We start from the raw sequence: 13,400 nt of genomic DNA on the forward strand, positions 1-13,400 counted from the left end.
TCGAAGACCCCTGTGCGTACCCTCATCCGGAGGTGCGCCATGGCTGACGGCAAGGAAAGGCTGCAACTCACCCGGGCCCTGGCGAGCCGCCACATCTTCATGCTGTCCCTCGGCGGGGTGATCGGCACCGGGCTGTTCATGGGCTCCGGCGTGACCATCAACCAGGGCGGCCCGGCCGGCGCGGTGCTGGCCTACCTGGTGGCCGGGGTGCTGATGTACCTGGTGATGGTCTGCCTCGGCGAGCTGTCGGTGCAGATGCCGGTCTCCGGTTCGTTCCAGGCCCACGCGACGCGTTTCATCGGCCCGGCGACTGGCTTCATGATCGGCTGGGTCTACTGGATGAGCTGGGCCTCCACGGTAGGCCTGGAATTCACCGCGGCCGGGATGCTCATGACCCGCTGGTTCCCGGAGGTGCCCGTGTGGCTATGGTCGGGTTTCTTCGTGGTCGTGCTGTTCTCCCTCAATGCCCTGGCGACCCGCGCCTTCGGCGAGGCCGAGTACTGGTTCGCCGGGATCAAGGTGGCGGCGATCCTGGTGTTCATCGTGGTCGGGGGGCTGGTGATCTTCGGCGGTATCGAACTGAAGAGCGGTGCGCCGGCGCCGATGTTCTCCAACCTGGTCGGCGAGCGGCTGTTCCCCAACGGCCTGTCGGCGGTGTTCGCGGTGATGATGACGGTGGTCTATGCCTTCCAGGGTTGCGAGATCATGGGCGTCGCCGCCGGCGAGACCGAGCGACCGGAGAAGAGCATCCCGCGGGCGGTGCGCAACGTGGTGTTCCGCGTACTGATCTTCTACGTGCTGGCCATCGTCGTGCTTTCCGCCATCATTCCCTGGCAACAGGCCGGGCTGATGGAAAGCCCGTTCGTGCAGGTGTTCGACATGGTCGGGATTCCCTACGCGGCGGACCTGATGAACTTCGTCATCCTCACCGCCATCCTCTCGGTAGGCAACTCGGGCCTGTACGCCTCGACGCGGATCCTCTGGGCGATGTCCAGGACCGGCATGGCCCCGCGCGGCCTGTCGAAGCTCAGCGCGCGCGGCGTGCCGCTCTACGCGTTGCTGATCACCCTGTGCTTCGCCCTGCTCTCGTTGCTGACCAGCGTGGTCGCCGCCGACACCCTGTTCATGGTGCTGATGGCGGTGAGCGGGATGTCCGGCACCGTCACCTGGATCGTCATCGCCTACGCCCAATACCGCTTCCGCCGCGAGTACATGGCCAGCGGCGGCACGGTCGCCGAGCTGAAATATGCCGCGCCGCTGTTCCCGCTGGTGCCGCTGGCCTGCATCGCCGTGTGCTGCTCGCTGTTCGTCTTCCTCGCCCTCGATCCCACCCAGCGGCCGTCCTTGTACTGGGGCTTCGGCTTCATCGCCGCCTGCTACCTGGCCTATTACGTGGTTCGTCGCCGGCAGCCGCAGGGACTGGGCGACCCCGCCCTGGGACGGGCCGGCTGAACGGCCATTCGCAGGACCCGACGCCCGCCGCATCCGGCGGGCGTTTTCGTTTTCGCCTGGTTGGTTTGTTCGAAGTTGTAACAGCCGGCTCGCGCGGGCCTTCGCCGCTTTTCGGCGGATCGCATGGCGTGTGGCTTTGCGCCTGCCGCAGGGCCGTTACATACACCCGAATGGGTGGATTGTGGTCTTGTTGAACGAGTGTTTAGTATTGCCTGAAAGCCGCGATCGCCATCAACCAACAATAAGAACGAGGGCCGCATGACTGACCTTTCCCCATTGCAGACGCGGGTCGAAGCCGGGATCGCCTGGCTCGTCCTGAATCGTCCGCAACAGCGCAATGCACTGGATATCCCCACCCTGGAGGCCCTGCACGTCCGACTCGATGCCTGCGAGCGCGACCCGGCAGTGCGCGCCGTGGTCCTCGGCGGCAGCGGACGCAGCTTCTGCGCCGGGGCCGATCTCGCCGAATGGGCGGCGGCTGAAGCCCGTGGCGAGCTGGAAAGCTATGGCTGGACCGAGGCCGCCCACGCCCTGATGGGGCGCCTGCACGCCCTCGACAAACCCACAGTCGCCGCCGTCAACGGCAGCGCCGTGGGCGCTGGCATGGACCTGGCGCTGTGCTGCGATTTCCGCATCGCCGCCGCCTCGGCGCGCTTCAAGGCCGGCTATACCGGCATGGCCTACTGCCCGGACGCCGGCGCCAGTTGGCATCTGCCACGGCTGCTTGGCAGCGAGGCGGCCAAGCGCCTGCTGTTCCTCGACGAAGCCTGGAGCGCGGAGCGCGCCCTGGGCGCCGGACTGGTCGGCGAGGTGGTCGCCGACGAGCGCCTGGTTGAGACGGTCGGCGCCTTCGCTGCGCGTCTCGCCAGCGGCCCGACCTTCGCCTTCGCCCAGACCAAGCGCCTGCTGCGCGACGGCGCCGGGCGCTCGCTGGCCGAGCAGTTGCGTGCCGAGCAGGCCGCCGGGCTGCTCTGCGGGCGCAGCGAGGATGCCGCCGAGGCGCTGCGCGCCGTGGCCGAGAAACGTTCCCCTCAATTCAGCGGGCGCTAGGCGCCGAGCAGGTGATTCCCATGGATTTCAGGCTGACCCAGGAACAGGACATGCTGGTCGAGGCGGTGCGCAGCTTCGTCGAGAAGGAACTGCTGCCCCACGAGGACGATGTCGACCGCGCCGACGCGGTGTCGCCGGAGCTGGCCGCACAGATTCGCGGCAAGGCCCTCGCCGCCGGTTTCTATGCCTTCAACATGCCCGAGGAAGTGGGCGGCGGCGGCCTCGACTACCTGTCCCAGGCGCTGGTCGAACGCGAGCTGTCGAAGGTCTCCTGGGCCCTCCACGTATTCGTCGCGCGGCCCTCGAAGATCCTCATGGCCTGCACCGGAGAACAGCTCGGCGACTACCTGTTGCCCTGCGTGCAGGGCGAAAAGACCGATTGCTTCGCCCTCACCGAGCCGGGCGCCGGCTCCGACGCCAATTCGATCAAGACCCGCGCGGTGCGCGACGGCGACGCCTTCGTGATCAACGGTAGCAAGCACTTCATCAGCCACGCCGGGCACGCCGACTTCGCCATCGTCTTCGCCGTCACCGACAGCTACGAGCACAACGGCCGCAAGCGCAACGCGGTGACCGCCTTCCTGGTGGACAAGGGCACGCCCGGGATGACCGTGCGCCGCGGGCCGAAATGCGTGAGCAACCGTGGCTACCACACCTACGAGATCTTCTTCGACGATTGCCGGGTGCCGGCCTCCAAGGTGCTCGGCGAGGTCGGCAAGGGCTGGGAAGTGGCCAACGCCTGGCTCACCGCCGGACGGGTGATGGTCGCCGCCAACTGCGTCGGCCAGGCCCAGCGCGCCCTCGACCTGTCGCTGCGCTGGGCGGCCGATCGCAAGCAGTTCGGCCAGCCGATCGGCAGCTACCAGGGCGTTTCCTTCAAGCTCGCCGACATGGCCACGCAGATCCGTGCCGCCGAGCTGATGACCCTGCACACCGCCTGGAAGATGGACCAGGGCACCATGACCGACGGCGAGGCCGGCATGGCCAAGCTGTTCGCCAGCGAGACCCTCGGCAAGGTCGCCGACGAAGCGGTGCAGATCTTCGGCGGCATGGGCCTGATGGATGAAGGACCGGTCGAGCGCATCTGGCGCAACGCGCGGATCGAACGGATCTGGGAGGGCACTTCGGAAATCCAGCGGCACATCGTTTCCCGCGAACTGCTGCGGCCGTTGCTGCGTTGAAGTCCTGGCTCCCCTCTTCCTCCAGGGGAGAGGGGAAGGCTGCCATGTTCCGAATCGAGAACCGACATGAATCGTGAAAACCTCAAGCGCCTGCTGGCACCCAGGCATCTCGCCTTCATTGGCGGCCGTGGCATGGCGCGTGCCCTGAAACGCTGTGCCGAAGGCGGTTTCGCCGGCCAGTTGTGGCTGGTCAATCCGCAGCACGCCGAACTCGAAGGCGTACCCTGCGTGGCCAGCGTCGCCGACCTGCCGTGCGGCCCGGACGCGGCGTTCGTCGCCACCAACCGCGAACTGACCCTCGACGCGGTCGCCGCGCTCGCCGCCAAAGGCGCCGGCGGGGCGATCTGCTATGCCTCCGGCTTCGCCGAAACCGGCGAACAGGGCCTGGCCGTGCAACGCCGGCTGCTGGCCGCCGCCGGCGAAATGGCGCTGCTCGGCCCGAACTGCTACGGCTTGCTCGACTACCTGCACGGCGCCGCGCTATGGCCGGTGGCACATGGCGGTCGGCAGGTGGAGCGGGGCGTCGCGGTGCTGACGCAGAGTGGCAACTTCGCCTACAACCTGTCGATGAGCGACCGTTCGCTGCCGGTGGCCTATATGGCATCGGTGGGCAACCAGGCGCAGCTGGGCATCGCCGAGCTGATGGACGTGCTGCTCGACGAGCCGCGGGTGACTGCCATCGGCCTGCATCTGGAAGGGCTGAAGAACGTCCCGGGGTTCGCCCGCGCGGCCTACAAGGCGTTGCAGAAAGGCGTGCCGGTGATCGCCCTGAAGACCGGGGTGTCGAAGATCGGCGCGGCCCTCGCGCTCAGCCACACCAGTTCCCTGGCCGGTTCCGACGCGCTCTACGACAGCCTGTTCGAGCGCCTCGGGGTGATCCGCGTGAGCGGCCCGGTGAGCTTCGTCGAAACCCTCAAGGCCGCCGCCTGCGGCCACCTGCCTGGCGGGCCGAGCCTGGTCGCGCTGGCCTGTTCCGGCGGCGACGCCGGGTTGATCGCCGATTACGCCGAGCGCAACGGCCTGGGGTTGCCGTCTTTCGACGCCGGACAGCGCGACGAACTGGCCGGGGTGCTGCCCGACTACGCCAACATCGCCAACCCGCTGGACTTCACCACCGCCATCTGGGGCGATGCCGCGGCCCTGGAGGAAATGCTCGACAGCGCTTTGCGCAGCCCTGCCGACGCCGCCCTGCTGGTGCTCGACTATCCGGGCGAGGAAACCGGCGAGCGGCCGCAGTGCGACCTGCTTCTGCAACGCTACTGCGCCGCGCTGAAGCGCCACGGCAAAGTCGGCTTCATCGCCTCGGCGTTCCCGGAACTGCTGCCGGCCCGGGCCCGCGAGCTGTTGCACGGCGAGGGCGTCGCCGCGCTGCAGGGCGTCGAGGATGGTCTCGCCGCCTGGGGACGGATCGCCCGCTACCGCCAGCGCCGCGCGGCGCTGCTGGAGCGCGGTGAGGCGGCGTTGGTGCCGATCTGCCCAGGGCCGCTGGCGGGCGACGGCTACCTGCTCGACGAGTGGCAATCCAAGCAGGCGCTGAAACCCTTCGGCCTGCCACTGCCCCAGGGGGTGCTGAGCACCCCCGGCCAGGCCCGCGAAGCGGCCCTCGACCTCGGCTTCCCGCTGGTGCTCAAGGCGGTCAGCGCCGCACTGCCGCACAAGACCGAGGCCGGTGGCGTGGCGCTCGGCCTGCGCAACGAGGCGGCGTTGGAGGCGGCATTGTTCGACATGCGCGAAAGCCTGGCCCGGCACGCGCCGCAACTGGTCTTCGAGCGTGTTTTATTGGAGCGCATGGCTGGCGCGCCGCTGGCCGAGCTGATCGTCGGGGTCAAGCGCGAGGAGGGCTTCGGCCTGGCATTGGTGATCGGTGCCGGCGGGATACTCGTGGAGCTGCTGCGCGACAGTCGCAGCCTGCTCCTGCCAACCACCGACGCGGCGATCCGCGATGCCCTGCTGAGCCTGCGCAGCGCGCCGTTGCTCAGCGGCTTCCGCGGTCGCCCGGCAGTGTGCATGGAGGCCCTGGTGGCGGCGATCCGCGCGGTCGCCGAATTCGCCTGCGAACATGCCGAGCGCTTGCTGGAGCTGGACGTCAATCCGTTGCTGGCGGATGCCGAGGGAGCGCTGGCGGTGGATGCGTTGATCCGGCTGGCCAATGGCTGAAGGCCGGGGGGACACGACGGCTCCCCCTCCCGCTTGTGGGAATGGGAGCAAGAGCGCTGCGGCGCGAACGGCGACTCCGATGGTCGCCGAACTGGACGAGGATATTGCCCATGCAACCACAGAAGACCCTCACCGCCGGCCAGGCCCTGGTCCGCTTGCTGGCCAACTACGGCGTGGATACCGTTTTCGGCATCCCCGGCGTGCATACCCTGGAGCTGTACCGCGGACTTCCGGGCAGCGGCATCCGCCACGTGCTGACCCGCCACGAGCAGGGCGCCGGCTTCATGGCCGACGGTTATGCGCGGGTCAGCGGCAAGCCGGGAGTGTGCTTCGTCATCACCGGGCCGGGCGTGACCAACGTCGCCACCGCCATCGGCCAGGCCTACGCCGACTCGGTGCCGCTGCTGGTGATTTCCAGCGTCAACCACAGCGCCAGCCTGGGCAAGGGCTGGGGCTGCCTGCACGAGACCCAGGACCAGCGTGCCATGACCGCGCCGATCACTGCCTTCTCCGCCCTGGCCTTGAGCCCGGAACAGCTGCCCGAACTGATCGCCCGGGCCTACGCGGTGTTCGACAGCGAGCGTCCGCGCCCGGTGCATATCTCGATCCCGCTCGACGTGCTTGCCGCGCCGGTGGCCCATGACTGGAGCGCTGCCGTGGCGCGCCGCCCTGGTCGTGGTGTGCCGTGCACCGAGGCATTGCGGGCGGCGGCGGAGCGCCTGGCTGCGGCCCGGCGACCAATGCTCATCGCCGGCGGCGGCGCGCTGGCGGCCGGCGATGCGCTTGCCGCGCTGAGCGAGCGCCTGGCCGCGCCGCTGTTCACCAGCGTCGCCGGCAAGGGCCTGCTGCCGCCGGACGCGCCGCTCAACGCCGGGGCCAGCCTGTGCGTAGCGCCGGGCTGGGAGATGATCGCCGAGGCCGACCTGGTGCTGGCGGTGGGCACCGAGATGGCCGACACCGACTTCTGGCGCGAACGCCTGCCGCTGTCCGGCGAACTGATCCGCGTCGATATCGACCCGCGCAAGTTCAACGACTTCTATCCCTCTGCCGTAGCGCTCAGGGGCGATGCCCGGCAGACCCTTGAGGCGCTGCTGGCGCGCCTGCCGCAGGAGGCCCGCGACGCCGCGCCGGCCGCCGCGAGGGTGGCGCGCCTGCGCGCGGAGATCCGCGCGGCACACGCGCCGCTGCAGGCGCTGCACCAGGCGATCCTCGACCGGATCGCCGCCGCGCTGCCGGCCGATGCTTTCGTCAGCACCGACATGACCCAACTGGCCTATACCGGCAACTACGCGTTCGCCAGCCGAGCGCCGCGCAGCTGGCTGCATCCCACCGGCTACGGCACCCTCGGCTACGGCCTGCCGGCCGGCATCGGCGCCAAGCTCGGCGCCCCGCAGCGCCCGGGCCTGGTGCTGGTCGGCGATGGCGGCTTCCTCTACACCGCGCAGGAACTGGCCACCGCCAGCGAGGAACTGGACAGTCCGCTGGTGGTGCTACTGTGGAACAACGACGCGCTCGGCCAGATCCGCGACGACATGCTCGGCCTGGACATCGAGCCGGTCGGCGTGCTGCCGCGCAACCCCGACTTCGCCCTGCTGGGCCGCGCCTACGGTTGCGCGGTGCGCCAGCCGCAGGACCTGAACGAACTGGAGCGCGACCTGCGCGCCGGCTTCGGGCAGCCCGGCGTGACCCTGATCGAACTGCGGCACGCCTGTGCGCGCTGACCGCCGGACAAGGAGAGCATCCATGCGCTATTCCGACTTCACTCAACGTATCGCCGGCGACGGCGCCGCTGCCTGGGACATCCACTATCGCGCGCTGGCGCGGGTCGAGCAGGGCGAGGAAATCCTCCTGCTGTCGGTCGGCGACCCCGACTTCGATACCCCGGCGCCCATCGTCCAGGCGGCCATCGACAGCCTGCTGGCCGGCAACACCCACTACGCCGACGTGCGCGGCAAGCGCGCCCTGCGCCAGCGCATCGCCGAGCGCCACCGGCGGCGCAGCGGCCAGGCGGTGGACGCGGAGCAGGTGGTGGTGCTGGCAGGTGCCCAATGCGCGCTGTACGCGGTGGTGCAGTGCCTGCTGAATCCGGGCGACGAGGTGATAGTCGCCGAGCCGATGTACGTCACCTACGAAGCGGTGTTCGGCGCCTGTGGCGCGCGGGTGGTGCCGGTGCCGGTGCGCTCCGAGAATGGCTTCCGCGTGCAGGCCGAGGAGGTCGCCGCACTGATCACCCCGCGCACGCGCGCGATGGCGCTGAACAGCCCGCACAACCCGTCCGGCGCCAGCCTGCCGCGGGCCACCTGGGAAGCCCTGGCCGAGCTGTGCATGGCCCATGACCTGTGGATGATCTCCGACGAGGTCTACAGCGAACTGCTGTTCGACGGCGAGCATGTCAGCCCGGCCAGCCTGCCGGGGATGGCCGACCGTACCGCGACCCTCAACAGCCTGTCGAAATCCCACGCCATGACCGGCTGGCGGGTCGGCTGGGTGGTCGGTCCCGCAGCACTCTGCGCGCACCTGGAGAACCTCGCCCTGTGCATGCTCTATGGCTCGCCGGAATTCATCCAGGATGCCGCCTGCACCGCGCTGGAAGCGCCGCTGCCGGAGTTGGAGGCGATGCGCGAGGCCTACCGCCGCCGCCGCGACCTGGTAATCGAGTGCCTGGCCGACAGCCCCGGCCTGCGTCCACTGCGCCCGGACGGCGGCATGTTCGTGATGGTCGACATCCGTCCCACCGGACTTTCCGCCCAGGCCTTCGCCGACCGCCTGCTGGACCGCCATGGCGTATCGGTGCTCGCCGGCGAAGCCTTCGGCCCGAGCGCCGCCGGTCACATCCGCCTCGGCCTGGTGTTGGGTGCCGAACCGCTGCGCGAAGCCTGTCGGCGCATTGCGCTGTGCGCCGCCGAGTTGCTCGGCCAGGCCTGAACCCCTCGGCCGCGAGCGATGCGGCCGGTCACCACGATTCGGAAACCACGATGAACGTACTGATCGTCCACGCCCACAACGAACCGCAATCCTTCACCCGCGCGCTCTGTGACCAGGCATGCGAGACCCTGGCAGGCCAGGGCCACGCGGTGCAGGTCTCGGATCTCTACGCGATGAACTGGAATCCGGTGGCCAGTGCCGCCGACTTCGCCGAGCGCGCCGATCCCGACTACCTGGTGTACGCCCTGGAGCAGCGCGAGAGCGTCAAGCGCCAGAGCCTGGCCGCCGACATCCAGGCCGAGCTGGACAAGCTGCTGTGGGCCGACCTGCTGATCCTCAACTTTCCGATCTACTGGTTCTCGGTGCCGGCGATCCTCAAGGGGTGGTTCGACCGGGTACTGGTGTCCGGGGTCTGCTATGGCGGCAAGCGCTTCTACGACCAGGGTGGCCTGGCCGGCAAGAAGGCGCTGGTCAGCCTGACCCTGGGCGGGCGCCAGCACATGTTCGGCGAGGGTGCCATCCACGGACCGCTGGAGGACATGCTGCGGCCGATCCTGCGTGGCACCCTGGCCTATGTCGGCATGCAGGTGCTGGAGCCCTTCGTCGCCTGGCACGTGCCATACATCAGCGAGGAAGCGCGCGGCAACTTCCTGCGCGCCTACCGGGCGCGGCTGGAAAATCTCGAGCAGGATGTACCCCTGCGGTTCCCGCGGCTGGAGCAGTTCGACGCGCTGCTCCAGCCGCTGGCGCGCTGACCCGGGCGACGCGCGCCAGGCCAGTCAAGCGAAGACGCCCCCGACCGGGGGCGTCTTGGCTCGTGCTAGTACTGCTGGCGCGGCTTGCTCTGTAACTGCTCGGAGGCGGCCTTGGCCAGGTCCGGCGGGAGGAAGTCCTTGTCCGGATCGTAGTCCTGCTTCAGGTAGGCGCTGAGCGCCTCCAGGTCGGCCGGGCTGAGGGTGCCGGCCGCCTGCTTCAGGCGCAGGGTATCGAGGATGTAGTCGTAGCGGCTGTTGTTGTAGTCGCGCACGGCGGCGTACAGCTGGCGCTGGGCGTTGAGCACGTCGACGATGTTGCGGGTGCCGACCTGGTAGCCGATCTCGGTGGCTTCCAGCGAACTCTGGTTGGAGATGATCGCCTGGCGCCGCGCCTGGACCTGCTCGACGTCGGTATTCACCGCGCGGTGCAGGTTGCGGGTGTCCTGCACCACCTGGCGGCGCTGGCCTTCGCGGGATTGCTCGCTCTGGTTGAGGCGCTGGTAGGACTCGCGGACCTGGGAGGAGGTCAGGCCGCCGCTGTAGATCGGGATGTTCAGTTCCAGGCCAATGCTGCGCTCGTCGACATACTTGCCATAGTGCACCAGCGGATTGGCGGCGCTGTTGGCGAAGCCGAGGGCGTCGTTGTCGCCCTTCTGGTACTGGGCCACGGCATCGAGGGTCGGCAGGTGCCCGGCCTTGCGCTGGCGGAGGGTTTCCTCGGCGGCGTTGACCGCGTAGTTGCTGGCCAGCAGGCGCAGGTTCTGCTGCACCGCGGTGTCGACCCAGGCCTTGGCGTCGTTCGGCGCCGGCGGCACCACCGGCAGGGTGTGGCGCATGCCCTCGATGGCGCTGTAGTCGCGGTTGGTCAGGGTCACCAGGGCCTGGAAGGCATCGTCCACGCGCTGTTCGGCGATCAACCGGTTGGCGCGGGCGGTGTCGTAGCTGGCCTGGGCCTCGAGCACGTCGGTCTTGTCGGAAAGGCCCACGTCGAAGCGCTCGTTGGCCTGGTCCAGCTGGCGCTTGAAGGCGGCTTCCTCGGCCTTGCTGGTGGCCAGGTTGTCCTGGGCGCGGAGCACCGTGAAGTAGGTCTCGGCGCTGCGCAGGATCAGGTCCTGCTGGGTCGCGGAGAATTCCAGCCGGGCCTGGTCGCTGGTTTCCTTGGCGGCCTGCCACTGGAACCAGCGGTCGGCGCGGAACAACGGCTGGCTGAGGGTGGCCTGGACGACCTGGCTGTTGCGCTTGACGGTCGCCGGACGCTCGTCGAATGCGATCCGGGTGTCTCCGACGCGGGCGCCGGCGCCGAGTTGCGGCAGCAGGCCGGCGCGGGCCTGGGGCACCACTTCCTTGCGCGCCAGGTAGTCGGCCTGGGCGGCGGCGAGGTCGGCGTTGTTGTCGACGGCTTCCTTGTAGACGCTGATCAGGTCGGTCTTGGTCGGCAGCGGGGTCGGCTGGGCGGCCCAGGCGACACCGGTAGCAGCGGCCACGGCGGCCGCCAGGGAGAGTCTGCGCAGCATTCGTTCGTCCTGGAAAAGATGCGAGGTGGGGCAAGGCTAAGGTCGCTACCGGTGGCGGTCAAGGCACCTGCGCGGCAACTGATCGAAGAGCCAGTCCGGATCGATGTGCCGGCGAACGTGCGGGGATCTGCGTCTTCCCTGGCGAGAGGGCGCCGGACTGGACCATGACTGCCGGTCGGGCGGGGCGTTTTCCCGTTGGCGTATCCCGCCGGTGTTGATTAGACTGCCGGGGTTCTTGTCGGGGTGCCCTATATGAGGGGCTGAGATCGGATAGTTCCGGATCCCGTTGAACCTGATCGGGCTAGCGTCCGGTTCCGCCTCGCGCGGACCGCAGCAACCCGCGTAGGGAACAAGATGTCCGCGCCATGCCTGCCTTGCCGGCGCGTCCTTCTCGCCACCAGTCCCGGTGGCCCCGCGTGCCAGGTTCTCCCGACAATCACCCAGGAGAGCCATCGATGAGCGCAACGCAGAAGAACAACATTACCCGCCTTGAGCAGCTCGACCGCCAGTCGACGCAGCCTTTCCCGAACTCGCGCAAGGTCTACCTGACCGGCTCGCGCCCGGACATCCGCGTCCCGGTGCGGGAAATCTCCCTCGCCGACACCCCCACCGCCTTCGGCGGCGAAAAAAACCCGCCGGTGTTCGTCTACGACACCTCCGGCCCGTATACCGACCCTGAGGTCCGCATCGACCTGCGCAAGGGCCTGCCTGACGTGCGTTCGCGCTGGATCGACGAGCGCGGCGACACCGAGATACTCCCCGGCCTGACCTCCGAGTTCGGCCAGGCCCGCCTGGCCGACGCCAGCCTCGACGCCCTGCGCTTCGCCCACGTGCGCACGCCGCGCCGGGCCAAGCCGGGCGCCAACGTCTCGCAGATGCACTACGCGAAGAAAGGCATCATCACCCCGGAGATGGAATACATCGCCATCCGCGAGAACATGAAGCTGCAGGAAGCCCGGGCCGCCGGCCTGCTCGACCAGCAGCACCCGGGGCACAGCTTCGGCGCCAATATCCCGAAGGAAATCACCCCCGAGTTCGTCCGCGAGGAAGTCGCCCGCGGCCGCGCGATCATTCCGGCGAACATCAACCACACCGAGCTTGAGCCGATGATCATCGGCCGCAACTTCCTGGTGAAGATCAACGGCAACATCGGCAACAGCGCGCTGGGCTCGTCGATCGAGGAAGAGGTGGAGAAGCTCACCTGGGGCATCCGCTGGGGCGCCGACACGGTGATGGACCTGTCCACCGGCAAGCACATCCATGAAACCCGCGAGTGGATCCTGCGCAACAGCCCGGTACCGATCGGCACCGTACCGATCTACCAGGCGCTGGAGAAGGTCAACGGCGTCGCCGAGGACCTGACCTGGGAAATCTTCCGCGACACCCTGATCGAACAGGCCGAGCAGGGCGTCGACTACTTCACCATCCACGCCGGCGTGCTGCTGCGCTATGTGCCGCTGACCGCCAAGCGGGTCACCGGCATCGTTTCCCGCGGCGGCTCGATCATGGCCAAGTGGTGCCTGGCGCACCACCAGGAGAACTTCCTCTACACGCATTTCGAAGAGATCTGCGAAATCATGAAGGCCTATGACGTCAGCTTCTCGCTGGGCGATGGCCTGCGTCCGGGCTCGGTGGCCGACGCCAACGACGCCGCCCAGTTCGGCGAGCTGGAGACCCTCGGCGAGCTGACCAAGATCGCCTGGAAGCACGACGTGCAGGTGATGATCGAAGGTCCCGGCCACGTGCCGATGCAATTGATCAAGGAAAACATGGACAAGCAGCTGGAGTGCTGTGACGAGGCGCCGTTCTACACCCTCGGCCCGCTGACCACCGACATCGCCCCCGGCTACGACCACATCACCTCCGGCATCGGCGCGGCGATGATCGGCTGGTTCGGCTGCGCCATGCTCTGCTACGTCACGCCCAAGGAGCACCTGGGTCTGCCGAACAAGGATGATGTGAAGACCGGGATCATCACCTACAAGATCGCCGCCCATGCCGCCGACCTCGCCAAGGGCCATCCGGGCGCGCAGATCCGCGACAACGCGCTGTCCAAGGCGCGCTTCGAGTTCCGTTGGGAGGACCAGTTCAACCTTGGCCTGGACCCGGACACCGCGCGGGCGTTCCATGACGAGACCCTGCCGAAGGACTCGGCCAAGGTCGCGCACTTCTGCTCCATGTGCGGACCGAAGTTCTGCTCGATGAAGATCACCCAGGAGGTTCGCGACTACGCCAAGGAAAACGGCCTGTCCGACGAGAGCAAGGCCATCGAGGCCGGCTTCCAGGAGCAGGCGGCGCGCTTCAAGGACGAAGGATCGGTGATCTACAGGCAGGTGTAGGCCGCGCCACGGGGCCCCTCGCCGTGA

General features: G+C 68.5%; 9 protein-coding genes and 1 riboswitch. Of the genes, 8 read left to right on the forward strand and 1 reads right to left on the reverse strand.

Going from position 1 to position 13,400, the window contains the following annotated elements; genetic code table 11:
- Positions 1–39: 39 nt before the first annotated feature.
- The 7 genes from HMPREF3014_RS31080 to HMPREF3014_RS31110 all read left to right on the forward strand — a co-directional run bounded on the left by HMPREF3014_RS31080 (position 40) and on the right by HMPREF3014_RS31110 (position 9,520).
- Positions 40–1,452: an amino acid permease gene (locus HMPREF3014_RS31080; RefSeq protein WP_003116157.1), complete on the forward strand. Its 1,413-nt coding sequence runs from the start codon at positions 40–42 to the stop codon at positions 1,450–1,452.
- A 258-nt stretch (positions 1,453–1,710) separates the two neighbouring features.
- Complete coding sequence (locus HMPREF3014_RS31085) at positions 1,711–2,502, forward strand: enoyl-CoA hydratase/isomerase family protein (protein WP_003116159.1); 792 nt, start codon at positions 1,711–1,713, stop codon at positions 2,500–2,502.
- A 20-nt stretch (positions 2,503–2,522) separates the two neighbouring features.
- Complete coding sequence (locus HMPREF3014_RS31090) at positions 2,523–3,683, forward strand: acyl-CoA dehydrogenase family protein (protein ID WP_003095708.1); 1,161 nt, start codon at positions 2,523–2,525, stop codon at positions 3,681–3,683.
- 66 nt (positions 3,684–3,749) lie between these two features.
- A complete protein-coding gene (locus tag HMPREF3014_RS31095; protein ID WP_003114528.1) occupies positions 3,750–5,840 on the forward strand; it encodes an acetate--CoA ligase family protein in 2,091 nt (696 codons plus the stop codon).
- Between the two features lie 41 nt (positions 5,841–5,881).
- Positions 5,882–7,561 carry a 5-guanidino-2-oxopentanoate decarboxylase gene (locus tag HMPREF3014_RS31100; RefSeq protein ID WP_003123583.1) on the forward strand — a complete coding sequence of 560 codons (1,680 nt, stop codon included), beginning with the start codon at positions 5,882–5,884 and terminating at the stop codon, positions 7,559–7,561.
- Between the two features lie 22 nt (positions 7,562–7,583).
- Positions 7,584–8,765 (forward strand): arginine--pyruvate transaminase AruH, encoded by a 1,182-nt coding sequence (gene aruH / locus HMPREF3014_RS31105; protein ID WP_003102073.1) that lies wholly within the window; start codon positions 7,584–7,586, stop codon positions 8,763–8,765.
- A 50-nt stretch (positions 8,766–8,815) separates the two neighbouring features.
- Positions 8,816–9,520: an NAD(P)H-dependent oxidoreductase gene (locus tag HMPREF3014_RS31110; RefSeq protein ID WP_003102071.1), complete on the forward strand. Its 705-nt coding sequence runs from the start codon at positions 8,816–8,818 to the stop codon at positions 9,518–9,520.
- 65 nt (positions 9,521–9,585) lie between these two features.
- On the opposite strand, the gene opmH is transcribed toward HMPREF3014_RS31110, so the two are convergent.
- Positions 9,586–11,034, reverse strand: coding sequence for an efflux transporter outer membrane subunit OpmH (opmH, locus tag HMPREF3014_RS31115; protein WP_009877184.1), 1,449 nt, complete (start codon positions 11,032–11,034; stop codon positions 9,586–9,588).
- A gap of 229 nt (positions 11,035–11,263) precedes the next feature.
- Positions 11,264–11,400: riboswitch (TPP riboswitch) on the forward strand.
- Positions 11,401–11,489: 89 nt separating this feature from the next.
- Between opmH and thiC the strand changes: the two genes are divergently transcribed.
- Positions 11,490–13,373: a phosphomethylpyrimidine synthase ThiC gene (thiC, locus tag HMPREF3014_RS31120; protein ID WP_003095696.1), complete on the forward strand. Its 1,884-nt coding sequence runs from the start codon at positions 11,490–11,492 to the stop codon at positions 13,371–13,373.
- Positions 13,374–13,400 lie beyond the last annotated feature (27 nt).

It is taken from the genome of Pseudomonas sp. HMSC065H01 (assembly GCF_001815235.1).
GTDB classification, from domain to species: domain Bacteria; phylum Pseudomonadota; class Gammaproteobacteria; order Pseudomonadales; family Pseudomonadaceae; genus Pseudomonas; species Pseudomonas aeruginosa.